Genomic DNA, 23,998 nt, shown 5'->3' on the forward strand with positions numbered 1-23,998 from the left:
CCTAGCCGCCGGTCATCGGCGGAAAAAACGCGATTTCGCGGGCGCCGGCGATTGCGGCATCCGATTTCACGTGGGCGTGGTCGATCGCGGTGCGGATCACCTTCGGCTTCTCGAAGGCGTAGGCGTAGGCCTCGCCTTGGCCGGACAGCCATGCGATCAGGTCCTCGACGGTGCGCACGGTCGCCGGCGGCTCGATGGTCTCCTCCGCCTTGCCGACGCGCTCGCGCACCCAGGCGAAATATTTCACCTTCATCCCTCGTCCTCCTTGATGAGGTGATGGATGCCGGCGCGGAAATAGTCGTAGCCGGTGTAGATGGTCACGATGGCGGAGGCCCATAGCAGCACGAGGCCCATCATCGAAACCACAGGCACCACCTCATCGCCGGCAGGCCCGGCGAGCAGGAACCCGATGGCGACGAGCTGGACCGTGGTTTTCCACTTCGCAAGCTTGGTGACGGGCACGCTGACGCGGAGTGCGGCGAGGTATTCGCGCAGGCCCGAGACCAGGATCTCGCGGCACAGGATCACGATGGCCGCCCAAAGCGACCAGCCATGGATGATGCCGTCGGCGGCCAGCATCAGCAGGCACGAGGCGACCAGCAGCTTGTCGGCGATCGGGTCGAGCATCCGGCCGAATGCCGATTGCTGATTCCAGATTCGCGCGTAATAGCCGTCGAGGTAATCGGTGACCGCGGCCGCGATGAACAGGGCCACCGCCACCCAGCGCAGCCAGAGCGGCTGATCCAGAATCGACTGCGCATAGATGCATCCGACCACAACCGGGATCGCGGCGATCCGGCCATAGGTCAGGAGGTTCGGGAGGGACATCGCGCGGCTGGTCGTCCCTCGTGTCGTGGCGATGTTCATCCGTCCTACCAATACCGCTCGTGCCTGAAGGTCAACCGTTCCGCTCCGCAAGATGGGGTGCGGGATACGACGACCATATGACCGCGGCCCCCCTTTAATTCATCCCGGTTGGGGATGGAAATACTCGAAAATCCTGCGGGCGCTTTCGGCGCTCACCCCCGGAACTTTGCCGAGATCGCCGATCGAGGCCCGTTCGATCTCCTTCAAGGTCCCGAAATGATGCAGCAAGGCACGTTTGCGTGACGGGCCGATGCCCGGGATTTCCTGCAAGCCGGCCTCGCGGATGTCCTTCTTACGCAGCTTGCGGTGCGAGCCGATGACGAAACGGTGGGCCTCGTCGCGCAGCCGCTGGATGAAATAGAGCACGGGGTCGCGCGGCTCCAGCTTGATGGCTTCGCGGTCCGGCATGAACAGGGTCTCGCGGCCGGCATCCCGGTCCGGCCCCTTGGCAACGGACATCAGCGACACCTGGGTCAGGCCGAGATTTGCGAAGATCTCGCGGACAGCATTGAGCTGGCCGCGGCCGCCATCGATGATGACGAGGTCGGGCCATTGCGGGAAATCGTCGTCTTTTGTTTTGGCCGCGCCCTCCTCGGGCGGGTTGATCAAGCGCTTGAATCGCCGCTCCAGCACCTCCCGCATCATGGCGAAGTCGTCGCCGGGCGTGATCTCTTCCGACTTGATGTTGAACTTGCGGTACTGGTTCTTCACGAAACCATCGGGGCCGGCGACGATCATGGCGCCGACCGCATTGGTGCCTTGAATGTGGCTGTTGTCGTAGACCTCGATGCGCTTGGGCGAATGCGGCAGGCCCAGCGTCGTCGCGATGGCGTCCAGCAGACGGCTTTGCGTGGCGGTATCCGCAAGCTTGCGGCCGAGCGCCTCGCGCGCATTGGTCAGCGCGTGGGTGACGAGTTCCTTCTTCTCGCCGCGCTTGGGCGTGGTGACCTCGATCTTGTGACCGGCCTTGAGCGAGAGCGCATTGGCGAGCAGTTCGCTCTCCTCGATCTCGTGCGAGAGCAGGATGTTCCTGGGCGGCGGCTTGTCGTCGTAGAACTGAGCGAGGAAGGAGCCGAGCACCTCTTCCGGGGTGAACGTCTTCTCCGCGCGCGGAAAATAGGCGCGGTTGCCCCAGTTTTGGCCGGTGCGGAAGAAGAACACTTCGACGCAGGAGAAGCCGCCCTCCTGGTGGATGGCGAACACGTCGGCTTCATCGACCGTGCGCGGATTGATGCCCTGCTGCGACTGGATCGCCGACAAGGCGGCGAGACGGTCGCGGTAGAGCGCGGCGCGCTCGAACTCGAGTTCACCGGAAGCCTTCTCCATCTCGCCGGCGAGCTCCTGCTTCACCGCATGGCTCTTGCCGGACAGGAAGTCGCTCGCCTCGCGCACCAGGGTCGTGTAGCCGCCGAAGTCGATCTCGCGGGTGCAGGGGCCGGCGCAGCGGCGGATCTGATGGAGCAGGCAGGGCCTGGTGCGGCTCTCGAAGAAGGAATCGGTGCAGGAGCGGATCAGGAAGGCGCGCTGCAGCGCCGTGATGGTGCGGTTGACGGCGCCGGCGGAGGCGAACGGGCCGAAATAGCGCCCGGGCCGGCTCTGCGCGCCGCGATGTTTCAGGATCTGCGGCGCCCAATGGTCGCCGGTGATCAGGATGTAGGGAAACGATTTGTCGTCGCGCAGCTGCACGTTGAAGCGCGGCCGCAACTGCTTGATGAGGTTGGCTTCGAGCAGCAGCGCCTCGGTCTCGGTGTTGGTCGAGACGATCTCCACGGTCACCGTGGCCGCGATCATGCGCAGGATGCGCGCGGGCTGTGGCGCATTCTGGCGCGCGTAGCTCGACAGGCGCTTTTTGACGTTCTTGGCCTTGCCGACATAGAGCACGTCGGCATTCGCATTGAGCATGCGATAGACGCCGGGCGAGGTGGGGGCGAGCCGGACCGCGCGTTCGATCGCCTCGTGGCCGGTCGCGAGCGTAGCTTCGCCGACGGCGCCGCTCTCTTCCAGGATATCGGGCAGCCGCGCATCGTCCTCGTCGTCGCCGCCGCTGGTGGCGGGATCGAGGTCGGGCGGCGTCTCGGCCGGGATGACCGCTGCGGTGTCAGGAAGGGGTTTGCGCGCGCGGTCGTCCGGATTGTCGGTGGAATCGTGAGCCATGGAGCGAATTTAGGCGCTGGGGGTGCCGATTTGAAGTTCCGGCCGTGCGGCACGCACAGGATGGCGGCGCAGTTCCCGGTAACGCTTGCTTAAGCCTGTTAACAGCGCGGTAACCCGGCTTAACAGCCCTTTAACTTAAAACTCTCGATAAATCTTACGCGAAAAGGTCGTGGTTCCGTAACCATGCGGTTGGCCTCGCGCGGCGGCGTCAGGCTTCGCTCCGGTTGCGACAGTTGCGTTGGAGTAAAGTGATGAAGAGGTTCGTTGTGGGCGCAGCCGCGTTGGTTGCGGCCGGCTGGACAGCTTCGGCAGAGGCCGCCGACATGAATTACGGTCAGCGCGCGCCTTATACCGTCAACCAGCCGCTCAATGCCTATAGCTGGGCGGGCCCGTATCTCGGCGCCAATCTCGGTTACGAATGGGGCTCGGTGAGCAACAATCCCGCAAAGCCCGCCGGGTTCGTCGGCGGCGTGCAGGCCGGGTACAATTTCCAGAACGGCCCATGGGTGTTCGGCGTCGAGGGCGATATCCAGGCCGCCGGTGCCGATGACACCTTCGCGCCGTGGAAGTTCTCCAATCCCTGGTTCGGCACCATCCGCGGTCGCGCCGGCTATGCCTTCAACAACATCCTGTTCTACGGCACCGCGGGCCTGGCCTTCGGCGAGTTGCGCGCACAGACGTTCGGCTGGACGGAGTCGCACACCACCGCCGGCTGGACCATCGGTGCCGGCGCAGAGGTCGGCTTCGCGCCGAACTGGAGCGCGAAGCTCGAATATCTCTACATCGATCTGTCGTCGAGCCAGTTCGCGATTACGGGCGTGTCAAACGGCTATAGCGCCAGCGTTGTGCGCGCAGGCGTGAACTATCACTTCTGATAGCTGCAGAAGAAAATACCGGACGACCAACTCCCGGCCGCTCGCGGCCGGGATTTTTTTTCGCCAGGTGTTTTTGCGCCGGGTAATGCGCCGAATGCCGCGCGTGAAGCCCGCTAGGACAGGATCACCAAATTGACCGCCTTCGGTCCCTTGCCCTTCTTGTCCGGCTCGACTTCGAAAGTAATGCGCTGTCCTTCCGCCAGATCCTTCAGTCCGGCTCGCTCCACAGCGGTAATATGGACGAAGACGTCGCGGCCCCCGTCGTCAGGCTTGATGAAACCGTAGCCGCGTTCGCCGTTGAAAAACTTGACCGTTCCCGTCATGGCCATCGGGAAACTCCCCCTCATTGCTCCTCCGTCGCGACGCAGACTCACGTCACGACATGACCGGGCGCTACGAAGCCCGGGAGAGCTGGCCATCCTTGGGCGGACCGCTTGCGGTCCGGCCGGATCTTTCTTAGGCCTTCACTCCGCCGCAACCATTCGCGGAAGCGGAACGTAAAGCCAGTCACGGAAACAGCATAATACGGTTCTCCGCAGATTGACTACCGCCCCTGCATATTTTTCCCAAGAATGCCGGAGTGTTACGGCTTCGGTGTCTCCAATCGGAATCTGGCAGCGCCGCCCTGGCCGAGCGGCATTTCCAGCTCGGGCAGGATCGTCTTGAGCTCGCCCTGCAGGGTATAGGGCGGATTGACGATCAGGAGCCCGGTGGAGGCGAGAGCCCCGCCATCGAGCTGGGGCGCGACGCTGAACTCGAGCCGCAGACAATTTCCCGGCGGCTTTGCTGCAGCTGCGAGCCGCGCCACGGTTTGGGCCAGCGTATCGGTGGCACGCCGGCTCTTAGCCGGATACCAGATGACGTAGATGCCGGTCGGCCATTTCGCGAAGGCCGCGGAGAAGGCTTCGCCCAGCCGTTCGAACTCGTTCTTGGCCTCGAAGGGCGGATCGATCAGCACGACACCGCGCCGCTCTTTGGGCGGCACGAAGGCCGGCAGCGCCACCCAGCCGTCGAGGTCGACCACGCGGGCCTGTTCGTCGCGGCGCAGCACGGCGATCAGCGCCTTTCGCGCCTTCGGCTCGATCTCGCAGGCGACGAGGCGGTCTTGCGGCCTGAGCAGGGCGCGCGCGATCAACGGCGAGCCCGGATAAGCCTTGAGCTCACCCTTCGGATTGAAGGCGCGGACGATGTCGAGATAGGGCTTGGCCAGCGCCGCGCTCTCGTTCGACAGGCGCGCCTGCATCAGCCGCGCGATGCCGGTCAGCCATTCGCCGCCCCGGCGCGCCTCGTCGCTGTCGAGATCGTAGAGGCCGGCCCCGGCATGGGTGTCGATGACGCGGAACGCCCCGGGCTTGTCTTGCAGATAGGTGATGATGCGCGCCAGCACGAGGTGCTTGATGACATCGGTGAAGCTGCCGGCGTGGAAGGCGTGGTGGTAGTTCATGGCGCAGAGTTACGACATCGCGCGCCGAAAGTAACGGCTTGTCATTCCGGGTTCGCGCTCCGCGCGCCCCCGCATTGACGATGCGAAGACCTCGACTTACCCGCCCCTGATCGGCGGCATCGTCACTTGGTCGCGGCGGCAGCTGCGGCGTTCGTTCTCGTCGCAGGCGCGGAATTGCAGGTCCTTGCTGAGGCAGATGCGGACCTCGGACAGCCGCGTCCGGTTGCAGGTGACCGAGACGGCGGTATTGCTCAGCCCCGGATTGGCCTTGATGAAGGCCTCCTCGACCTCCGCCGGCGCCACGGTCTTGGCCTGAGACAAATCGAGATATTCGGCCGGAATCTTGATCGCAGCGCGCGCCTTGCGGATCGTCTCGAAATAGCTGCGGTCGGCGAGGCCGGAGCAGGTGCCGTGCTTGTCCCACTCGTTGAAGATCAGGCCCGGCGCCGGCATCAAATCGAGCATCGAGGAGACGATGCTGCGGTTCAGCCGCGGTGCGGGCCGCTGGCAATATTCCGGGAAGCCATTCTCATATTGCGGCCACAGCCCATGCACCACGAAGGCATAAGGCCGGCCGCCGCACTGGATCTGGGAACGGCCGCCACGTTCGGCCGCTTCCTCGCAGAACGACGGCGACCACGACAGCGCCAGCACATAGAAGTCGAATTCGCCGGGCGCGTTCTGCCGCTTGTCCTGGGCGTTTGCGCCGCCGGCGAGCAAGACTAATCCGGCTGCCAAGGTCACGGAGATCACGAAGCGGGAAAACGAATGCAATCTGGAATGAAACATGGCGACGCCCCTCAACTAGACTGTGCAAGGAAGCCTAGCAGGCGATGGGAACATTTCAAGAACAAATTTCGGGCGAATGCGTTCAGCGCCTCGGGCGACCCGAATCAGAGTCGTTCGATCAGGGCTTAGCGGCCCGGCAGGCCGGATTGTAGGCCCAGTTGCGGTCGACCCCGACCACGCACCATTCGACACCGCTGCCGTAGCCGGCGAAGCCGCCATCCTCGATCAACGAGAAATGCACCTTGCGCACCTTGCCGTCATTGAGCATGGCGTCAGCGGTGCAATAGCGGCGCGGAATGTTGTCGGATTGCCAGGGCCGGAATGCGGTCTCGCGAACGGCCGAGAAGCCGGTGATCTTCAACGAGGAATTCCAGAACGTGCTCTCTTTTTCCCAGAACTGGGTGGCGATGGTCGGCAGCGCCCGGTCGCAATCGGCGACGGCGCCGTCATAGCGCGGTCCGCTCAGCCAGAAATTCAGCTCCAGCGGATTGGCGGCCCGGGCCTCGCCGAACGACACCGCCCCGAACACGAGGCCGAGCACGGCGGCATAGCGGAGCGATTTCGGGGAGGAGGCGCGCATGATCAATCCGGACATCTAAAGTTGACGGTGGACGGTGCCGTGAAGGCCAGGGGAGGTCAAGTGCAGCGCGGCAACACTTCGCCAGGAGTTGACCACAACATCGCGGTGGCAGGGCTTCCGTTCTTTTCACTTCCCTCCCGGCACCGTAAACTGGCCGCCAGCCAATTGGAGTGACGGGAATGCGAATCATTGCGGCCGCGGGTCTTCTCGCCAGCCTGGTTGTCTCGGGCATGATGGCGAGCCAGTCGGCACGCGCCGACTATGTGCCGCCTTTCAAGGGCAACGACACCGGCGGCATCATCGCCTATTCGATGGCCACCCAGGTCGATGCCCGGCAGGCCGCGGTCGATCACTGCGCGCGCTATGGCAAGGTCGTGAAATTCCTGGCGGTGCAGGCCTACGAGGGCGGTTACATCTCGTTCTCCTGCCGCTGGGTGCCCTATGGCGCCGCCGACCAGCCGATCCGCACGCTCTACTGAGGCGTTGCCGGAACGCCGCAATCTCAGCCGGGAGCCTCTCGCATGACGCGAAAACTCGCTTTGCTCGGCTCGACCCTTTGCCTCGTGCTGTCGGCGGCCGGCGCCTGCGCCGACGACCTGCCGGTGCGCAAGGCCGGTCTTTGGGAAATGAAGCTGGTCACGACGGGCTCGCCGATTCCCGAGATGACCATGCAGCACTGCACCGACGAGACGGTCGACAAGGAGATGAACAACAACGTCTCGCCGATGGCGAAGCAGATCTGTTCCAAGCAGGACATCAAGAAGACCGCGACCGGCTATGTCAGCGATTCCGAGTGCAGCGTCGCCGGCGTCAGCACGACCTCGCATGCCGAGATCACCGGCGATTTCAATTCGGCCTACACCGTGAAGACCTCGTCGCACGCGAAAGGCGGCGTCGCGGGCGCTGCCGGGCGCGATAGCACCATGACGCTGCAAGCCAAGTGGCTTGGGGCCTGCAAGCCGGACCAGAAGCCGGGCGACATCGTGATGCCCGGCGGCTTCAAGATGAACGTGCGCGACATGGACAAGCTGAAGGCGCTGCTGCCGAAGTAGGTGGTCATCGTGGGATCGTAGCCCGGATCGGTACGCTCCATCCGGGCTGCGGCATCTACACCGGTATCCTCACGCTTGCCCGCAATCCCCCCATCGGGCTGTCGCCCAGCGTGATGTCGCCGCCATGCGAGCGGGCGATGTCGCGGGCGATGGCGAGGCCGAGGCCGGTGCCGCCTTCGTCCTGGTTGCGGGCGTTGTCCAGCCGCAGGAACGGCTTGAACACTTCTTCGCGCAAATGCGCGGGAATGCCGGGTCCGTCGTCGTCGATGGTCACGGTCAAATAGCGGTGATCGCGCTGGCCGGTGATGGCAATGTTCTTGCCGTAGCGCGCCGCGTTGGTGACGAGGTTGGCGAGGCAGCGCTTGAACGAGGCCGGCTTCACCGTCACCACCGGCAGTCCATTGAACGCAACGGTCGCGGCATGGCCATGGCGCTCGGCGTCGCCGCGCAGCTCCTCGAGCGCCTGCGCCATGTCGGTCGGCTGCGACTGCTCGCCGGAGTCGCCGCGGGCGAAGGCGAGGTAATCCTCCAGCATCATCGACATCTCGTCGACGTCCTTGCGCATTCCCTCGAGCTCGGGATTGTCGCCGATCAGCGCCAGCTCGAGCTTGAAGCGGGTCAGGATGGTGCGCAGATCGTGGCTGACGCCGGCAAGCATCGCGGTGCGCTGCTCCATGGTGCGCTCGATGCGCGATTTCATCTCGAGGAAGGCCACCGACGCCCGCCGCACCTCGCGCGCGCCGCGTGGTCTGAAGTTCGGTGCCTCGCGGCCCTTGCCGAAGCTTTCGGCGGCGTCCGCAAGGCGCAGGATCGGCTTGATCTGGTTGCGCAGGAACAGCACGGCGACGATCAGCAGGATCGACGACGTTCCGACCATCCAGAACAGGAATATCTCCGAGTTCGAGGCGTAGGCGGCGCTGCGCTGCGCGAACACGCGCATCACGGCATCGTCGAGCTGGATGCGGATCTCGACGAGGTTGGAGCGGCCGACCGTGTCGATCCAGAACGAGCGTCCGATCTGGCGGCCGAGCTGCACCGACAGCGTCTGGTCGAGCAGCGAGAAGAACGGCTTCGGTCCCGGCGGCGGCATGTCGCCGGGGGGGAGGAAGTCGACGACGAGGCCGAGGCGTTGCTGGGCGATGCGGCGGATCTGGTCGCGGTCCTTGTCCTGCGGATAGCCCTTGTAGACGTCGATCAGCGCGGCGATGTCCTGCACCACCGCGGCCGACAGGCGGCGCGTCACTGTGTTCCAGTGTCGCTCCATGAACACGAAGGCGACGACCGATTGCAGCACGACCATCGGCACGATCATGATGAGCAGCGCGCGGGCGTAGAGTCCGGTCGGCATCCAGCCCTTGAACGCGTTGCCCATCCAGCCGTTGACGGCGGAGACGCGGCCGGCGGCGCTTCGGAGCAGCGTCAGGCCGGTGTCGATCGTACTCATCGGTCGCGTTTCACTGATTTATGGCGAGGCCACGAGCCGGTAGCCGATGCCGCGCACCGCCTGGAGGAATAGCGGATTGGCGGGGTCGGTCTCGATCTTGCGCCTGAGGCGGTTGATCTGCACGTCGACGGCGCGCTCGTTGACGCTGCCGTTGCCGGTCAGCGCACTGCGCGGCACGGTCTCGCCCGGGGTCTCCGAGAGAATGCGCAGCATCTCGCGCTCACGGTCAGTGAGGTGGATCACCTCCTCGCCCTGCCGCAACTCGCCGCGATCGAGATGATAGATGTAGGGGCCGAAGGCGATCTTCTCCACCGCCGCGGCCTGCGGCGGCGGCGCGGCTCGCTTGAGGATGTTGTTGATGCGCAGCGCCAGCTCGCGCGGCTCGAACGGTTTCGCCACGTAGTCGTCGGCGCCGATCTGCAGGCCCTCGATGCGGGCCTCCGCTTCATGGCGCGCCGTCAGCATCACGATCGGCACCGAGGAGGACGTCCGGATGAAGCGGGCGAGATCGAAGCCGGTCTCCCCGGGCATCATCACGTCGAGGATGAGGAGGTCGAAATGCAGGCCCAGCAGCTTCGAGCGTGCATCGCCGGCGCTCGCCGCGGTGGTGACGCGGTAGCCTTCGGCGGCGAGGAAGCGCGAGAGCAGATCGCGGATGCGTCGGTCGTCGTCGACGAGCAGCAGATGCGGGGCATCATCGGCCGGGCGCGCCGGCGGGCGGGCGAGCGTGGCTGCGAACGGCACGGTCACTCCTTGGTGTCGTTGTTGACGGACGCGAAGATCGTCTCGAGCACCTTGTCCGGATCGTCGCGATCGATCATCGCGCGCAGGAAGCGCTTGACGGTTTCCGCATCCTGCGGAGCCATCTCGGCGAGCGCCTTGGTGATCCGCGTGGTCTGGAGGCCTGCGAGCTTCTGGACCAGCGCCTCGCCCTTCGCCGTGGCATAGAGCAGGCGCTGGCGGCGGTCATTGTCGCCGGTCTTCTGCACGATGTAGCCCTCGTCCAGCAGCTGCTTGAGCACGCGGCCGAGCGACTGCTTGGTGATGCGCAGGACGTCGAGCAGGTCGGCGACCTTGAGGCCTGGATAGCGGTAGACGAAATGCATGACCCGGTGATGGGCCCGGCCGAAGCCGAAAGCCTCCAGCTCCTGGTCGGGGTCGCCGACGAAGTCGCGATAAGCGAAGAACAGTAGCTCGATGATATCCCAGCGCAAATTGCCCCCGTCGTCTGCGGCCGGCCTGGGCTCGGCGGCGTCGTGAGAGGAAGTCGCGAAATTTATGTCAGGCATATTGACGTATCTTGGGTTCAATGTTACAAAACGATTGACCAGCACGAAATTTTAGATCGTTTCGCGCGGGTTGGCATCGAAGCAGGGGCGGCTGGAGAGAGCCGGACAGGCGACGACGGCCGGATCAGATCTACCGTGCGATTGTCGAGCGGCGTTTCGGCAAAACATACTGGACTTCCGCCTTCCGCAAAAGCATGTCCTCGGCGATATGCTGGCCACGGAAACCGGCCGTAACAAGGCTGGCGGTGGTTCGGCCTAAAACCAATCAAGCCAGCCGGGCCCAAGAAGGGGCAGGCCGGCGCCGGTACGGCGCCGCCACCGGCAGCGGGAGGCAAGGACATGAGCATGAAATTCGATATCCAGCCCGCATCCAATCCGACGCCCGAGAAGGACCGCGTCGCCAAGCTGGTGGACCCCGGCTTTGGACGGGTCTTCACCGATCACATGGCGATCGTGCGCTACAACCAGGCCAAGGGCGGCTGGTACGAGGCGAAGATCGAAGCGCGCGCCAACTTCCAGCTCGATCCGGCCGGCGCGGTGCTGCACTACGCCCAGGAGATTTTCGAGGGCCTCAAGGCCTACAAGCGCGACGACGGCGGCGTGAACCTGTTCCGCCCCGACGCCAATGCGCGGCGCTTCAGGGACTCCGCCGACCGCATGGCGATGGCGCAACTGCCCGAGGACGTCTTCATCGAGGCGGTCGAGCAGGTCGTGCGCATCGATCGCGCCTGGATGCCGGGCGGCGAGGGCAGCCTTTACCTGCGGCCCTTCATGATCGCGAGCGAGACCTTCCTCGGCGTCAAGCCGTCGTCAGAATACATCTTCGCGGTGATCGCTTCGCCCGTCGGCTCCTACTTCAAGGGCGGTCCCGCGCCGGTCTCGATCTGGGTTTCGGAGAATTACACGCGCGCGGCCGTCGGCGGCACCGGCGCCGTCAAATGCGGCGGCAATTACGCCGCGAGCCTGCGCGCACAAGCCGAGGCAATGCAGCACGGCTGCGACCAGGTCGTCTTCCTCGATGCGATCGAGCGCCGCTACATCGAAGAGCTCGGCGGCATGAACGTGTTCTTCGTGTTCGACGACGGTTCGCTGTCGACGCCGCCGCTCGGCACCATCCTGCCCGGCATCACCCGTGACTCCATCATCGCGCTCGCCCGCGATGCCGGAAAGACCGTGCGCGAGGAGCCGTACTCGCTCGATCAGTGGCGCAAGGATGCGGCCTCGGGCCGGCTGAAGGAAGCGTTTGCCTGCGGCACCGCCGCCGTGATCTCGCCGATCGGCAAGGTCCGCTCGGTGAGCGGCGATTTCGACATCGGCGGCGCCGCCGCCGGCCCGGTCGCCATGGGCCTGCGCAAGCAGCTCGTCGACATCCAGTACGGCCGCACCAACGATCCCCACAATTGGATCCGCAAGGTGTTCTGATCGAAGGTCTCGTGTCCCGGACGCGCTGCAGCGTTGCTGCGCAGGGTCGGGACCCATCTCGCGGTCAATGGACCCCGGATCAGCAGCGCACCACGCCGCCAAGAGGCGGCGCGCTGCGCTGCATCCGGGGAACGCAGGATCCAGTCACGCGCCATGAACGCCTCGCCATGATCTCGCGACAAAGCCCGGAGATATCAAGTCATCCTGGACATCGCGATCATGGCAATAAAACTCTCCCAACCACTGAAGTGGATCGTTCTCGCCGCCATCACCGGCATCTCCGCTTTCGGCATCCTCACTATCGGCCCAACGCACGAGGTCGCAGCCGATGACCGCTCGCCGATCGTCGACGTGCGCACCACCGATCCCGAAATGAACGCCGCGATCGCGCGCGCCCGCGGCACGCTGCCCGCCTTCTGGGCTTCTTACGAATCGCCCAAGCCGACGGAAGCCGGGCACGCCCTGAAGGTGCGCTTCTCGACCCGCAAGGGTGGCGAGCACATCTGGATCGGCGAGGTGAAGAAGCTGCCGGGCGGAGGCTATTCGGGCGTGTTCGCCAACGAACCGCGGGACCTGCCCGGCAAGCGGGCCGGCGACGCAGTCAAGTTCGCCGAGGCCGATATCTCGGACTGGATGTTCATGCGCAACGGCAAGATCGTCGGAGGCGAAACAATCAAGCCGACGCTGAAATCGCTGCCGAAAGCGGACGCGGATGCCCTGAGGGCTCGGATGGAGCAGCCGTAAATCTCTAGCCCTGCCTAGTCACACTCTCCGTCATGCCCGGTCTCGTCCCGGGCATCACGTCTTTGGCGCCGTCATCGCGGTGCGTGGATGGCCGGGACGTAGGCGAGCGGAAGCGACGCCGTCCTTCGGACGGCTATGCCCGGCCATGACGAGTTCTATGGACACACCGGTTGCCGCTTCGCGCCCCGGCTGGTAAACGCCCGCATGGCCGAAAAACCCAAAAAACCCCAGAAACTGAAGGCGCGCCTGCCGCGCGGGCTCGAGGATCGCGATCCCTCCGCGATCCGGGCGACGCGCGAGATGGTCGAGAAAATCCGCGCCGTCTACGAGCTCTATGGCTTCGAGCCGGTGGAGACGCCGGCGATGGAGTACACCGACGCGCTCGGCAAATTTCTGCCCGACCAGGACCGTCCGAACGAGGGCGTGTTCTCGTTCCAGGACGATGACGAGCAGTGGATCAGCCTGCGCTACGATCTGACCGCGCCTCTGGCGCGCTACGTCGGCGAGCGCTACGGCACCGATGCGCTGGTCCTGCCCTATCGCAGCTACCGCGTCGGCTACGTCTTCCGCAACGAGAAGCCCGGCCCCGGCCGCTTCCGCCAGTTCATGCAGTTCGATGCCGATACGGTCGGATCGGCGACGCCGGCGGCGGACGCCGAGATCTGCATGATGGCGGCGGACACGATGGAAGCGCTTGGTGTCGCGCGCGGCCAGTACGTGGTGAAGGTAAACAACCGCAAAGTGCTGGACGGTGTGATGGAAATCATTGGTCTCGGCGGAGACGAGAATTCCGGCCGACGCCTCACCGTTCTAAGAGCTATTGATAAGGCCGACAAGTTCGAGTGGGCTGAGATAGAAAAGCTGCTTGGTCCTGGAAGAAAAGATCCGAGCGGTGACTTTACCAGAGGCGCTGGGTTGGACTCTGACCAGATCGAGGCCATTCGTCAGAGCTTGCAATTCCGGTTCAAGTTCGAACAACTTCCCGACGGCGCATGGCACAACCAGTTAATCGGCGAACTGCCCCAGCGCTACTCTGCCATGGAAGGCAAAGGTCTTCTTGGAACTGGACTCGATGAGTTAGGCGAGATTGCAAAGCTCGTTATCGCAGCAGGCTATGGCGCCGATCGCATCAAGATCGATCCCTCCGTCGTGCGGGGCCTCGAATATTACACCGGCCCCGTCTACGAGGTCGAACTCCTGCTCGAAACCAAGGACGACAAAGGCCGTCCCGTTCGCTTCGGCTCGGTCGGCGGTGGTGGTCGCTACGACGGCCTCGTCTCGCGTTTCCGCGGCGAGCCGGTGCCGGCGACCGGTTTCTCGATCGGCGTGTCGCGCCTGCAGGCCGCGCTGACGCTGCTCGGCAAGCTCGACACCAAGCCGGAGTTCGGCCCCGTGGTCGTCACCGTGTTCGACCGCGACCGCGTCGCCGATTATCAGAAGATGGTGGCGTCCTTGCGGAGCGCCGGCATCCGCGCCGAGCTCTATCTCGGCAATCCCAAGAACATGGGCAACCAGCTCAAATATGCCGACCGCCGCAACTCGCCTTGCGTCATCATTCAGGGTTCGGATGAAAAGGCGCGCGGCGAGGTGCAGATCAAGGATCTGGTCGAGGGCGCCAAGGCGGCGGCCGCGATCGCTTCCAACCAGGAATGGCGCGAGAGCCGCCCGGCGCAGTTTTCGTGCAGCGAAGCAGATCTCGTCGCCAAGGTACGCGAGGTCCTGGCCCGCCATGACGTGGGCTGGGGCTAGCCATTCACTGGCGTCGTCATGCCCGGGCTTGTCCCGGGCATCCACGTCTTGTTTGATAGCGAAGACCGTGGATGGCCGGGACGAGCCCGGCTACGACGGAGAGAGAAGAGGGAGCGAACGAAATGCCTGAGATCACTGTCAGCATGGCCGAAGGCCGCACCGACGAGCAGAAGGCCGGCATGATGCGCGACATCACCCAGGCGCTGGTGAAGAATCTCGGCGTCGACGCCGATGCCGTCGTCATCCAGATCAACGAAGCCCCGCTCCGTCACAAGATGAAGGGCGGCAAGACCTTCGTGGAGCGCGCGGCGGCGGCGAAGAAGTAGCCGCCACTTTAGCGTCGATCACGGATGTCGTCCCCGCGAAAGCGGGGACCCATAACCACAGGGGGTGGTTATGGACGAGTTGGTAATTCCGAGTCTTCGCCAAATTCGATCCTGTGGCTATGGGTCCCGGATCTGCGCTTCGCTTGTCCGGGACGACATAGAGCAAGAACCATGGACGCACGCGATTACATCTCGATCGGCATGAGCGCCGCGCGCACGCTGGTGGTCCCGGCGGAGCGAACGGTCGGGCATTTCGTGCCGGGTATGCCGATGGTCTATGCGACCCCGATGATGATCCTGGAAATGGAGATGACGTCGGGCGATGCGATCCGCTCGGCGCTTCAGCCGGGCTGGGTCACTGTCGGCACCGAGGTCGACATCCGCCATCTCGCCGCTGCGCTCGTCGGCGCAACGGTGCGGACCACCGCGAGAGTCGTCGCGGTCGAGCGCCGCGTCATACGGTTCGAGGTCGAGGCGTTCGAGGGCACGCGCAAGCTCGGCGAGGGCCGCCACGCGCGCGGGCTTGTCAATGTCGAGATGTTCAACAAGCGGCTCGGGGCGTAGCCAACAAGGACGCGCTGCTAGTAGCTGCCGTAGAGTGGGCAAAGGCGCAAAGCGCCGTTCCCACCATTCCTTCTTGATGGATACAGATCGTGGGCACGCTTCGCTTTGGCCGCCCTACGGTACTCTAGCGCGCTCCCTGCGACGAATAGAACGCTTCCTGCTCCCTTCGAATGCGCACGGCGGGCAACGTCTCGTCGATCGCCACATCGGCCCAGGTGATGCAGGAATCCTTTGCGACTGCCCTGGTCACTCGCACATTGTGAGCAAGCCCGAGCGGCAAATAGCCCTTTGCGAGCGAGGTGCTCGCCGGATTCAGCTTGCCGAACACCGTGTAGCCGCCTTCTCCGTCCAGCGTATCTCCTGCGCGCAGATCCTTCTTGGCCGTCGCGGCAACATCGGCGTTGAACGTCGTTGCGACCCCCGTCGCCTCCTTGCGCAGGGCGATCGAGGCAACCGAAATTCCGAGCTCGAGACCAATCAGATGCCACTTCTTGTAGGAGCTCATGTAGCGGCCGCTCGGATCGGTGACGACGCTATATTCCTGAAAACAGTTGCGGATGTATTCGCTGTCGCCTTCGAAACAGACCCAGACGCCCTTGCGGATGTCGTTGGGGATCGGTTTGCCGTCCGCCGTCAGGCAGGACACGACTTCGACCTGTCCCTTGGATTCCAGGACGCCGCCCTCGGAGCGGGGGCGCATCAGCGTCGGGATGTCGTCGACCGATCCCGGTGGGAATGCGAGGCCTTGCGAGGGCGCCTGCAGCCCGGTGGCGTTTGCGATCGCGGCGGATTCGATCGCCGGCTTGGAGCCGTCGAGGAATGCGTTGAACATCTTCGGGTTCATGCCGCCGCGCGCGGCTTGCTCGGCGGAAAGGCCCCAATGGTCCCAGACCGTTTCAGGCGTCGACTCCCGGTAATGCGGCAGCCATTTGTGGCCGCGGCCGGCCGCCACGACCGGGAAACCGCAGGCCCTTGCCCAATCGACGAGGTCGCAGGCGAGGGCCGGCTGATCGCCATAGGCGAGGCTGTAGATCACGCCGGCCTGCCTTGCTCGTTGCGCGAGGATCGGTCCGCAGAAGGCGTCGGCCTCGACGGTCACGTTGATGACGGGCTTGCCGTTGGCAAAGGCGCCAAGGCAATGTTCGACCGCCGCAACGGGATTTCCGGTGCATTCGGCGATCACCTCGATGCCGTCGCAGTTCATCAACGCTTCCCAATCGTCGGTCAGGAAGGTCGTCCCATTCTTGAGGGCATCCTCGAGCGAGGTCGCGGCGAATTGCTCGGGGCGCCAGCCGACACGGTTCAGGTTTTCGCGGGCGCGAGACGGCGACAGGTCGGCAATTCCGACGAGATGGACGCCGGGTGTGCGTAGTACCTGATGAAGGTACATCGCACCGAATTTGCCCGCTCCGATCAGTCCGATCCTGATGGGGCGACCACTGGCTTGTCGTTCAAGAAGTTTCGCGTAGAGGTTCACGATCGCTCTCCCTGTCGGCAACAGCCAGGATCGTCGCGCATTCGGACTCCCCCGGGGCCGGGTCCGAAGCGCTCTCTGCCTACTTCGCCAATTCCTTCGACCGCTGCGTCGCCGCGGCAATCGCGCGGATCATCAACTCGCGCAGACCCGGCTCGCCCATCAGCACGCCGAGTGCGGCTGCGGTGGTACCGCCGGGCGAGGTGACGTTCTGGCGCAGCGTGCTCGAGGGCAACTCCGACTGGTGGAGCAGTTCGCCCGAGCCGGCAACCGTCTCGCGTGCGAGCTTGGTCGCCAGTGCTTCGGGCAATCCGGCCTCGACGCCAGCGCGGGCGAGCTCTTCGGCGAGCAGGAACACGTAGGCCGGTCCGGAGCCGGAGACGGCGGTGACCGCGTCCATCAGGCTCTCGTCGTCGACCCATTCCACCGAGCCGGTGGCGCGCAGCAACGAGTCGGCCACCGCGCGCTGCGCGGCGCTGACATTGTTGGCTGCGACCGCAACGGTGATGCCGCGGCCGATCGCGGCCGGCGTGTTCGGCATTGCGCGCACCACGGCGCCGCCGCAGACCTGCTGTAGCGAAGCGATCGTGGTTCCCGCCATGATCGACACCACCGACGTGGTGTCCGAGACGAATTGCTTCAACGTTGCGCCGGCCTCCCGAAACATCTGCGGTTTCACCGCCACGACCATCGTCTCGACTTTGCCGGCCGTCGCCGCGTCGGGATTGAGCGCGACGCCCTTGGCGGCAAGCGCGGTGATCTCGGGCGATATGTGCGGATCGACCACGGCGACGCGGCGCGGATCGAGTCCACCCGAAAGCCATCCGGTCAGCATCGCACCGCCCATCTTGCCGGCGCCGGCGAGGAGGATGGTGCCTGTGATGTTCTGGAGGAGGTTGTTCGTCATCGCTGCTGCCACACGTACGCTGTCGTCCCCGCGCGAGCGCTCGTGCTCGTCGCGTTGCCACAGGCGGTTCTAGTGGATGCAGGTGTTGGCAACAAGCCGCGTGTCCCATGGAGGCATCACACGGTGCGGGTCCCGGATCTGCGTCTGGCTTGTCCGGGACGCCGGCGGAGAGGCGGGCGAGACCTTATGCCTCTCCCACCGTGTCGAACATCGCCGCATCCATGGCCTGCGCCGTGGTCTTGCCGGCCCACACCACGAACTGGAACGCCGGGAAATAGCGCTCGCAGGCGTGGATGGCGCCGGCAAGCATGGCTTCGCATTGCGCGGTCGAGGCGGTGAGGCCGCCCGGCAATACCAGGGCCTGGCGGTGCATGATCATCCCGGTGGTGGTCCACAGATCGAAATGGCCAACCCACAGCTGCTCGTTGACCGCGGCAACGAGCCGCTGCACCTCGCCGCGGCGCGCGACCGGAATCTTCATGTCGAAGGCGCAGGCCAGATGCAGCGCCTCGATCTCACCCATCCAGGTGAAGGAGATCTGGTAGTCGGTCCATTGTCCCTTCGAGACAATGGTGAGTTCGTCTTCGCCGGAGCGTTCGAACGGCCAGTTATTGCTGGCAGCGATATCCTCGACCACCGCGAGCGGATGGCTTCTGGAATCGATAGTGCCTTCGAGCAGGGACATGCCGTCTCGACCTCTTGCCTTTTTGTTGTCTTTGATACGCACGCGGTCGGCCCGGTACGCTCCCTCAATGTCGCTATCGCGATTCCCCTCGGGGTCGCTCTTGCGATCCCCTCGGATCGGTGCGGGCCTGTCGCGGATCAAGTGATGTGATTTGCGGAATCTGCGCAACTGGCTGCCGAGTCCGTCCACAAGTCAGGACTCGTTCGTCCACAGCTCATCTCTCGGCCACAATTCTTAACGATGAGAACAAACCGGAATCGGATTCCGAAGCCCCGTGCCAATCGTTAATTCCGCCCCGCGAGGGGCCGTGGCGCCAAGAGGACCTCAATGGCGGCATGGGACCATGCGCTCTCCCCATGAGGAACACGCTTGCTGAGGCCGCCGGACAGCGTCATATTTCCGGTCAGGCCGCTCATCCCGGGCGGCCGATGTTCTCAGGGCGGGGTGAAAGTCCCCACCGGCGGTAAGGGCCGAAAGGCCCAAGCCCGCGAGCGCCTTCCGTGAGGGATGTCCTGAAGGGGACTCTCCCGAGGGGAAGGGTCAGCAGATTCGGTGCAACTCCGAAGCCGACGGTTAAAGTCCGGATGAAAGAGAACGGTCGAAGGCAGACGCATCGCAGGGTGCGGCTGTTCGTCGTTCCGTGTGCCCTGATTCTGGTCCTTAAACCGAGGAAAGCCATGAATCAGATGCTGCAAGACCCCAAAGCCGAAACTTCCGAAGTCACTCCACCGCCGGTTCCGCACGACCCGGCGCCCGACCACCCGCGCTTTGCAAAGCCGCAGCGGGTGGCCTTCGTGCAGGCCTGCTGGCACCGCGACGTGGTCGAGGAGGCCCGCATCGCCTTCATCAAGGAGGCCGAAGCGCGCCACCTCACCCATGTCGACGTGTTCGAGGTGCCGGGCTCGTTCGAGATCCCGCTTCATGCTCAGGTCCTCGCCAAGACGCGGCGCTACACCGCCATCGTCGCGGCCGGCCTGGTCGTCGACGGCGGCATCTATCGCCATGAGTTCGTCGCCGACACCGTGATCAAGACGCTGATGGATGTGCAGCTGCGCACCGAAGTGCCGGTGTTCTCCGCGGTGCTGACGCCGCAGCAATTCCACGAGACCGAGGTGCACTACGACTTCTTCCGCAAGCACTTTGCGATCAAGGGCGTCGAGGTCGCGGCGGCCTGTGCGGAGACGTTGCTCGGCCTCGAGCGCCTGCGCGGCCAGGTCGCGGCGGGGATCGTGTAGCCACGACAAGGTTGTTCCGGGCGGCGACCTCGCCGCCCCGGATGACCATGCATCCTGACTTATGCGCCCGTCCGCTCCGGCTTGAGCAGCCGATAATGCAGCCGCGCGTAGTTACCGAGCCACCGGACAGCAGCATTGAGCCCGAGTGCCAGCAACGCAGCGAAACCTGCGCCCGTGGTGACCAGCGCGACGCCCGCGAGCCCGCGCAAGATCAGCTCGAAGATCCGTCCGTCGCCCGCGTACTTGTAGACGCTGATCAGCAAGCCGATGCCGACGATTCCAAGCACGCACATCACGAAAGCGATTACGATCAGGATCAGTAGCACGGCGAGCAGCAGCGGCAGCAGCAGGACGATGTCGACCACGGCCAGGCCGCTGAGCGCAAACAGCGCGGCCGTGGAGTTGCGGAAGGAGTGATGGTTCTCCCACCGCCGTAATCCCGTCTCGGCGCGCAACTCGCGCGCCAGTCGTCTGGGGTCGCCGAGCGCGGAAGCGACCTCATGCTCAGCCCGGCCGGACGCACGGGCCTCCTCGAAATGGGCGGCGTAATCCGCCAGGATGTCGTCGATCTCAGCGGCGGGAAGTCCCGCAAGCCCATCTCCGAGAATGCTCAGAAAATCGGCGCGGTTCATTTGGAATCTCCGAGCAACCGGTCCACGGCGTCCGAAAAGTTTCGCCATTCGCGCTTCTGCGCGGAGAAGGCGGCGCGGCCGGCGGCCGTCAGCCGATAATATTTGCGCGGAGGACCGCTGCTGGATTCCTCGAGGCGGGTGTCGACCAGCCCGTCATCCTGCATCCGCCGCATCAGCGGATAGATCGTGCCTTCACCCATGCCGACGCCGGCCGACAGCGTGCTCGCGATCTCATAGGCATAGCTCTCGCCGCGCGCGAGTAGAGCGAGCACGCAGAGCTCCAGCGCGCCCTTCTTGAGCTGAACCTGATTCGTCGCCTCGACCATTTCCTCCTTGACTACACAGCTTCCGAGCGGGTTTATATAGCAAGGTACCATGCGTTGCAAGGTACCTGTGAATACCCGCTTCTGGAGGGAAGAACCTATGGCCTATCTCAACCGTCGTCATCTGCTGGCGGGCCTTGGCGCCAACGTGGCTATCCCATGGGCTATGCCTGCCGTTGCTGCGTCGGCCGATGTCGCCGAACGTTTCGCCGGCCTCCACCGGGCGGGAAAGCTGCCCGGTATGCATGCGTTCCTGGTGAGCCAGGGTGGCCAGCTCGTGTTCGAGCATTACGGGGAGGGCGAAGACGAGGGCTGGGACCGGCTGGTCGGCCATGTCGTGTTCGGTCCTGATGTGCTGCACGATCTGCGCTCGGTGTCAAAGAGCGTCGTCGGTCTCGCCTATGGAGTTGCCCTTGCTGAAGGCAAGGTGCCGCCGCCGGACGCGAAGCTCTATGCGCAGTTCCCCGAATACGCCGATCTAGCCGCGCAGCCCGGCCGCGACAAGATCACGATCCGTCATGTGCTGTCGATGACGCTTGGCTTCGAATGGGACGAACTCACCATTCCCTATGGCGATCCGCGCAACAGCGAGATGGCGATGGAAGCCGCGCCCGATCGCTACCGCTTCATCCTCGAGCGCCCGATCGCCGAAGGGCCCGGCGTGAAATGGACCTATTGCGGCGGCGCCACTGCACTGCTTGGGCGTCTCATCGCCAAGGGCACCGGCGAAGCCCTACCGGCCTATTGTCGTCGTGTCTTGTTCGATCCCATGGGATTTGGCCCGTCCGATTGGAGCATCGGCCGTGACGGCGAACCACGCGCGGCGTCAGGCGCGCGTCTCCTGCCGCGCGATCTCGTCAAGATCGGACAGCTCATGCTGGCGAATGGCAGCTGGATTGGAAAGTCCATCGTTCCGGCCGACTGGGTGAAGCGCGTGACCACGCCTGTTATCCAGACCCGAGTTGGTCGCAATTACGGCTATCAATGGTACATGGGCGATTTCGCCACTCCGCAACCGCTGCATTGGTTCTGCGGCATCGGTTGGGGCGGCCAATATCTATACGTGGTTCCGGGGCGTGATCTCACCTTCGTGATCCACTGCGGAAATTATCGGCGATCGGGGCAGGAGCAGGCTGCCATATTAATCGCGCTCTTGCAGGACGTCGTGCTACCGAGCTTTGGCTGAATTCGGATCTCACCCCAGTGACACCCCCGCCTTGGCCCGGCTGATGCCGAGCGTCAGGATGCGCTGCAGGAGATCCGGATATTTGAGCCCGGCATGTTGAGCCGCCGTGGCGAACTCCTGGCTCTTGGCGATCTCGGGGTTCGGATTGGCTTCGATGAAATACGGCGTGCCGTCGACGGTGAGACGAAAATCAATACGCGCGTAGCCGTCGAGGCCAAGCGCCCGATAGATGCGTTTCGCCGCGCGCTGGATGCGTGCGGTCACTTCGGGCGTGAGGTCTTTCGCCGGCCCGTCGACGATGCCGACCTTCTCCTGATAGTCGGTGTCGTGCTTGGCCTTTTCGGTGGCGATGTGCCGCGACCTGCGCCCGCCCATGCTGCCGAATTTCAGTTCCCAGACCGGCAGGACGCGCAGACGATTGTTGCCGATCACGCCGACGTAAAGCTCTCGCCCCTCGATGAATTGCTCGGCAATGGCGGCGGTTTCGCTCCGATCGTGGATGAAGGCGACGCGCTCGGCGAGCTTTTCGTCGGTGTCGACGATCGAGGCCTGGGAAATGCCGGCAGATCCATCCATGTTCAGGCTCTTGACGATCAGCGGCAGCGCAAGATGCGTCGGCCGCTTGACCTTGCGTCGCATCGGAAAAACGGCGAAGGCCGGCACCGCGATGCGCCGGTGATGCACCAGGGTTTTTGACAGGTCCTTGCCGCGCGCCAGGATCAGGCCGCGCGGATTGCATCCGGTATAGGGGACCTTCATCAGCTCGAGATAGCTCGCGATGTGCTGGTCGAAGGCGACGTTGTTGTGGAATTCCTCCAGCAGCGTGAAGACCACGTGCGGCTTGAACTCCTCGATCGCCTCGCGCACCGGCTTGATTTCCTCCTGCGCACCAAGCGCGCGGACCTCGTGGCCGGCCGCACGCAAGGTGCTGACGACGTCGTATTCCGTTTTCCAATTGTTGATTTCCTGCGCGGTGTATCCGTCGGAGGAGTCCGGAGGCATGAAGTCCGGATGCATCAGGACCAGAATGCGAAAGCGTCTCATAGCGCGATCCATTTGCGCCGAGACGGGCCAAACAGCGCGTGCGTCGTCTTGGCGGTCACGAGGACGATGAAATCGAGAACGAGCTTCTGTTCGGGGCCGACGGCGCGCAGATCGAGCTCGCGGCAGCGGGAGATCATGTCGTCGAGCACGGCATCGAGCGTGAGCTGGTTTTCGCCGGTCCATCGCGCGACCAATCGCCTGATGTGGGCGCGGTGGCGCCGGATCAAGGCCGAAGCCGGCTTCGAGCGGTGATGGCGCGGATCGGCCGAAAACAGGCGGGAGAGGTCGCGGTCGTAGGTCTTCGGTGGCGTGAAGGCGTAGAACGCCTGCTTCTTCTTGTAGTGGTCTTCGAGCGTCTGGCTGAGCCGACCCAGCGGATCGACGCGCTCTCGCGTGGTGATCGGCGGCCGCTTTCCCGCGATCTCGCTCATCAGTTCGTCGACATATTCGAGCTTCTTCAGGGCTGGCCAGCCGGCATACCGCGTCCGCCAGTTCGAGCGTGGCCGCAGCCACACCGCAAAGGTCTCGGCAAAATCCTCGTCCGGATGGCTCTGCGCGTACCACAGCCGAAGATGCTGGACGTAGCGCCTGCTGGCAGGATTGGGCCGGTAGTAGCGCGGGTAATGTTTCGACGACGGGCCGAACAGCCGCTGCCAGCGCCGGCGACGCTGCAGCTGGTAGCCGTGCTGCACGGCATGGCCGGCCTCGTGGCGGAGGATAGCCATGCATTCGCGCCAGGTCCCGCCCTCGACGTCGAACATCATCTTCTTCTCAAGCTTCATCAGACGGGGATGGGCGAGATAGAAGGGGATGGCGATGCCCGGCACATCGCCCGGGCTGAACCACTCGCTCGAGATCCATGTGTGTGGTCGCAGCCGGATGCCCCGCTCTTCGAGCTCCTCATGAAGCGTGCTGACGCAGTCCTCGAGCCAGGTGCCTTCGACCGTCACCCTCAGGCTGGAGAGGCGCTGCTTGAGCAACTCGTCATCCGACAGCTTCTCCCAGGCAAATTTCCGGCTTGGCATCAGGGATCCAGAGGGCAGAGATGACTCGGTATCCGGATGATGTCATGGGCGGCGGGCGGCAACAACCCGTGGGCTGCAAGGCGTGCTGCGGCGCGCCAGAGCGCGGGTTCTGCAGGGAGAGCAAAGCGCAGGCGTGCCCACCATCCTGATCTCAAAAGAAAAGGTGGGCACGGCGCAACGCACCTTAG

At 64.4% G+C, this 23,998-nt stretch carries 27 protein-coding genes and 1 riboswitch; of the genes, 10 read left to right on the top strand and 17 right to left on the bottom strand.

All coding sequences use genetic code 11. From position 1 onward, the window contains the following. Position 1: 1 nt before the first annotated feature. The 3 genes from moaD to uvrC all read right to left on the bottom strand — a co-directional run bounded on the left by moaD (position 2) and on the right by uvrC (position 3,021). Complete coding sequence (gene moaD, locus JQ580_RS14510; RefSeq protein WP_212280732.1) at positions 2-253, bottom strand: molybdopterin converting factor subunit 1; 252 nt, start codon at positions 251-253, stop codon at positions 2-4. After that, positions 250-867 carry a CDP-diacylglycerol--glycerol-3-phosphate 3-phosphatidyltransferase gene (pgsA, locus tag JQ580_RS14515; protein WP_094895001.1) on the bottom strand — a complete coding sequence of 206 codons (618 nt, stop codon included), beginning with the start codon at positions 865-867 and terminating at the stop codon, positions 250-252. The genes moaD and pgsA overlap by 4 nt, the downstream gene beginning before the upstream one ends. 99 nt (positions 868-966) lie before the next feature. Next, entirely contained in the window at positions 967-3,021 is a 2,055-nt protein-coding gene (gene uvrC, locus JQ580_RS14520) for an excinuclease ABC subunit UvrC (RefSeq protein ID WP_212280733.1), read from the bottom strand. Between the two features lie 251 nt (positions 3,022-3,272). On the opposite strand from uvrC, the gene JQ580_RS14525 reads away from it, so the two are divergent. After that, the gene (locus JQ580_RS14525; protein WP_212280734.1) at positions 3,273-3,896 is read left to right on the top strand and encodes an outer membrane protein; all 624 of its coding nucleotides are present in this window, start codon (positions 3,273-3,275) and stop codon (positions 3,894-3,896) included. 113 nt (positions 3,897-4,009) lie between these two features. Here JQ580_RS14525 and JQ580_RS14530 read toward each other — a convergent pair whose 3' ends face one another. The 4 genes from JQ580_RS14530 to JQ580_RS14545 form a co-directional block, all read right to left on the bottom strand. Next, positions 4,010-4,225 carry a cold-shock protein gene (locus tag JQ580_RS14530; RefSeq protein WP_008544396.1) on the bottom strand — a complete coding sequence of 72 codons (216 nt, stop codon included), beginning with the start codon at positions 4,223-4,225 and terminating at the stop codon, positions 4,010-4,012. A gap of 254 nt (positions 4,226-4,479) precedes the next feature. Next, complete coding sequence (locus JQ580_RS14535) at positions 4,480-5,340, bottom strand: 23S rRNA (adenine(2030)-N(6))-methyltransferase RlmJ (protein WP_212280735.1); 861 nt, start codon at positions 5,338-5,340, stop codon at positions 4,480-4,482. A gap of 96 nt (positions 5,341-5,436) precedes the next feature. Continuing rightward, positions 5,437-6,129: a ribonuclease T2 family protein gene (locus tag JQ580_RS14540; protein WP_212280736.1), complete on the bottom strand. Its 693-nt coding sequence runs from the start codon at positions 6,127-6,129 to the stop codon at positions 5,437-5,439. Between the two features lie 118 nt (positions 6,130-6,247). After that, positions 6,248-6,709: a hypothetical protein gene (locus JQ580_RS14545; protein ID WP_212280737.1), complete on the bottom strand. Its 462-nt coding sequence runs from the start codon at positions 6,707-6,709 to the stop codon at positions 6,248-6,250. Between the two features lie 179 nt (positions 6,710-6,888). Between JQ580_RS14545 and JQ580_RS14550 the strand changes: the two genes are divergently transcribed. Both JQ580_RS14550 and JQ580_RS14555 read left to right on the top strand, forming a co-directional pair. Further along, the gene (locus tag JQ580_RS14550) at positions 6,889-7,188 is read left to right on the top strand and encodes a hypothetical protein (RefSeq protein ID WP_038947472.1); all 300 of its coding nucleotides are present in this window, start codon (positions 6,889-6,891) and stop codon (positions 7,186-7,188) included. Positions 7,189-7,230: 42 nt separating this feature from the next. Then, positions 7,231-7,761, top strand: a complete 531-nt coding sequence (locus JQ580_RS14555) for a DUF3617 domain-containing protein (protein WP_212280738.1) — start codon at positions 7,231-7,233, stop codon at positions 7,759-7,761. Positions 7,762-7,816: 55 nt separating this feature from the next. Here the strand turns inward: JQ580_RS14555 and JQ580_RS14560 are convergent, their stop codons facing one another. The 3 genes from JQ580_RS14560 to JQ580_RS14570 are packed head-to-tail and all read right to left on the bottom strand — an operon-like array spanning position 7,817 to position 10,494. After that, complete coding sequence (locus JQ580_RS14560) at positions 7,817-9,205, bottom strand: ATP-binding protein (protein WP_212280739.1); 1,389 nt, start codon at positions 9,203-9,205, stop codon at positions 7,817-7,819. Between the two features lie 18 nt (positions 9,206-9,223). Then, positions 9,224-9,955, bottom strand: a complete 732-nt coding sequence (locus JQ580_RS14565) for a response regulator (RefSeq protein ID WP_212280740.1) — start codon at positions 9,953-9,955, stop codon at positions 9,224-9,226. Continuing rightward, a complete protein-coding gene (locus tag JQ580_RS14570; RefSeq protein ID WP_249134158.1) occupies positions 9,952-10,494 on the bottom strand; it encodes a MarR family winged helix-turn-helix transcriptional regulator in 543 nt (180 codons plus the stop codon). Before JQ580_RS14570 ends, JQ580_RS14565 begins: the two co-directional genes overlap by 4 nt. A 339-nt stretch (positions 10,495-10,833) precedes the next feature. On the opposite strand from JQ580_RS14570, the gene JQ580_RS14575 reads away from it, so the two are divergent. The 5 genes from JQ580_RS14575 to JQ580_RS14595 all read left to right on the top strand — a co-directional run bounded on the left by JQ580_RS14575 (position 10,834) and on the right by JQ580_RS14595 (position 15,299). After that, positions 10,834-11,916: a branched-chain amino acid aminotransferase gene (locus JQ580_RS14575; protein WP_212280741.1), complete on the top strand. Its 1,083-nt coding sequence runs from the start codon at positions 10,834-10,836 to the stop codon at positions 11,914-11,916. Between the two features lie 219 nt (positions 11,917-12,135). Next, positions 12,136-12,660, top strand: coding sequence for a YegJ family protein (locus JQ580_RS14580; protein WP_212280742.1), 525 nt, complete (start codon positions 12,136-12,138; stop codon positions 12,658-12,660). 204 nt (positions 12,661-12,864) lie between these two features. After that, a complete protein-coding gene (gene hisS / locus JQ580_RS14585; RefSeq protein ID WP_212280743.1) occupies positions 12,865-14,409 on the top strand; it encodes a histidine--tRNA ligase in 1,545 nt (514 codons plus the stop codon). A 122-nt stretch (positions 14,410-14,531) separates the two neighbouring features. After that, complete coding sequence (locus tag JQ580_RS14590; protein ID WP_008144861.1) at positions 14,532-14,735, top strand: tautomerase family protein; 204 nt, start codon at positions 14,532-14,534, stop codon at positions 14,733-14,735. Positions 14,736-14,906: 171 nt separating this feature from the next. Further along, positions 14,907-15,299: a thioesterase family protein gene (locus tag JQ580_RS14595; protein ID WP_212280744.1), complete on the top strand. Its 393-nt coding sequence runs from the start codon at positions 14,907-14,909 to the stop codon at positions 15,297-15,299. A 124-nt stretch (positions 15,300-15,423) separates the two neighbouring features. Here JQ580_RS14595 and JQ580_RS14600 read toward each other — a convergent pair whose 3' ends face one another. From JQ580_RS14600 to JQ580_RS14610, 3 genes are all read right to left on the bottom strand, one after another. Beyond that, entirely contained in the window at positions 15,424-16,776 is a 1,353-nt protein-coding gene (locus tag JQ580_RS14600) for an NAD(P)H-dependent oxidoreductase (RefSeq protein WP_212280745.1), read from the bottom strand. A 79-nt stretch (positions 16,777-16,855) separates the two neighbouring features. Next, positions 16,856-17,680 carry a pyrroline-5-carboxylate reductase gene (gene proC, locus JQ580_RS14605; RefSeq protein WP_212280746.1) on the bottom strand — a complete coding sequence of 275 codons (825 nt, stop codon included), beginning with the start codon at positions 17,678-17,680 and terminating at the stop codon, positions 16,856-16,858. 184 nt (positions 17,681-17,864) lie between these two features. Next, entirely contained in the window at positions 17,865-18,365 is a 501-nt protein-coding gene (locus JQ580_RS14610) for a type III secretion system chaperone family protein (RefSeq protein WP_094895016.1), read from the bottom strand. A gap of 426 nt (positions 18,366-18,791) precedes the next feature. After that, a riboswitch (FMN riboswitch) is annotated at positions 18,792-18,965 on the top strand. Between the two features lie 77 nt (positions 18,966-19,042). Here JQ580_RS14610 and JQ580_RS14615 point away from each other — a divergent pair. After that, positions 19,043-19,600 carry a 6,7-dimethyl-8-ribityllumazine synthase gene (locus tag JQ580_RS14615; RefSeq protein ID WP_212280747.1) on the top strand — a complete coding sequence of 186 codons (558 nt, stop codon included), beginning with the start codon at positions 19,043-19,045 and terminating at the stop codon, positions 19,598-19,600. Between the two features lie 59 nt (positions 19,601-19,659). Here the strand turns inward: JQ580_RS14615 and JQ580_RS14620 are convergent, their stop codons facing one another. Together JQ580_RS14620 and JQ580_RS14625 are read right to left on the bottom strand one after the other, a co-directional pair. Beyond that, positions 19,660-20,232 carry a DUF1700 domain-containing protein gene (locus JQ580_RS14620; protein WP_212280748.1) on the bottom strand — a complete coding sequence of 191 codons (573 nt, stop codon included), beginning with the start codon at positions 20,230-20,232 and terminating at the stop codon, positions 19,660-19,662. Continuing rightward, a complete protein-coding gene (locus JQ580_RS14625) occupies positions 20,229-20,558 on the bottom strand; it encodes a PadR family transcriptional regulator (RefSeq protein ID WP_212280749.1) in 330 nt (109 codons plus the stop codon). The genes JQ580_RS14620 and JQ580_RS14625 overlap by 4 nt, the downstream gene beginning before the upstream one ends. 97 nt (positions 20,559-20,655) lie before the next feature. Between JQ580_RS14625 and JQ580_RS14630 the strand changes: the two genes are divergently transcribed. Beyond that, the gene (locus tag JQ580_RS14630) at positions 20,656-21,741 is read left to right on the top strand and encodes a serine hydrolase domain-containing protein (RefSeq protein ID WP_212280750.1); all 1,086 of its coding nucleotides are present in this window, start codon (positions 20,656-20,658) and stop codon (positions 21,739-21,741) included. 9 nt (positions 21,742-21,750) lie between these two features. On the opposite strand, the gene JQ580_RS14635 is transcribed toward JQ580_RS14630, so the two are convergent. Both JQ580_RS14635 and JQ580_RS14640 read right to left on the bottom strand, forming a co-directional pair. Then, complete coding sequence (locus JQ580_RS14635; RefSeq protein ID WP_212280751.1) at positions 21,751-22,785, bottom strand: D-alanine--D-alanine ligase family protein; 1,035 nt, start codon at positions 22,783-22,785, stop codon at positions 21,751-21,753. After that, positions 22,782-23,810, bottom strand: coding sequence for a putative zinc-binding metallopeptidase (locus JQ580_RS14640; RefSeq protein WP_212280752.1), 1,029 nt, complete (start codon positions 23,808-23,810; stop codon positions 22,782-22,784). The genes JQ580_RS14635 and JQ580_RS14640 overlap by 4 nt, the downstream gene beginning before the upstream one ends. Positions 23,811-23,998: the final 188 nt, after the last annotated feature.

Source organism: Bradyrhizobium sp. SZCCT0148, from assembly GCF_018129985.1.
In the GTDB taxonomy this organism is placed as follows: domain Bacteria; phylum Pseudomonadota; class Alphaproteobacteria; order Rhizobiales; family Xanthobacteraceae; genus Bradyrhizobium; species Bradyrhizobium japonicum_H.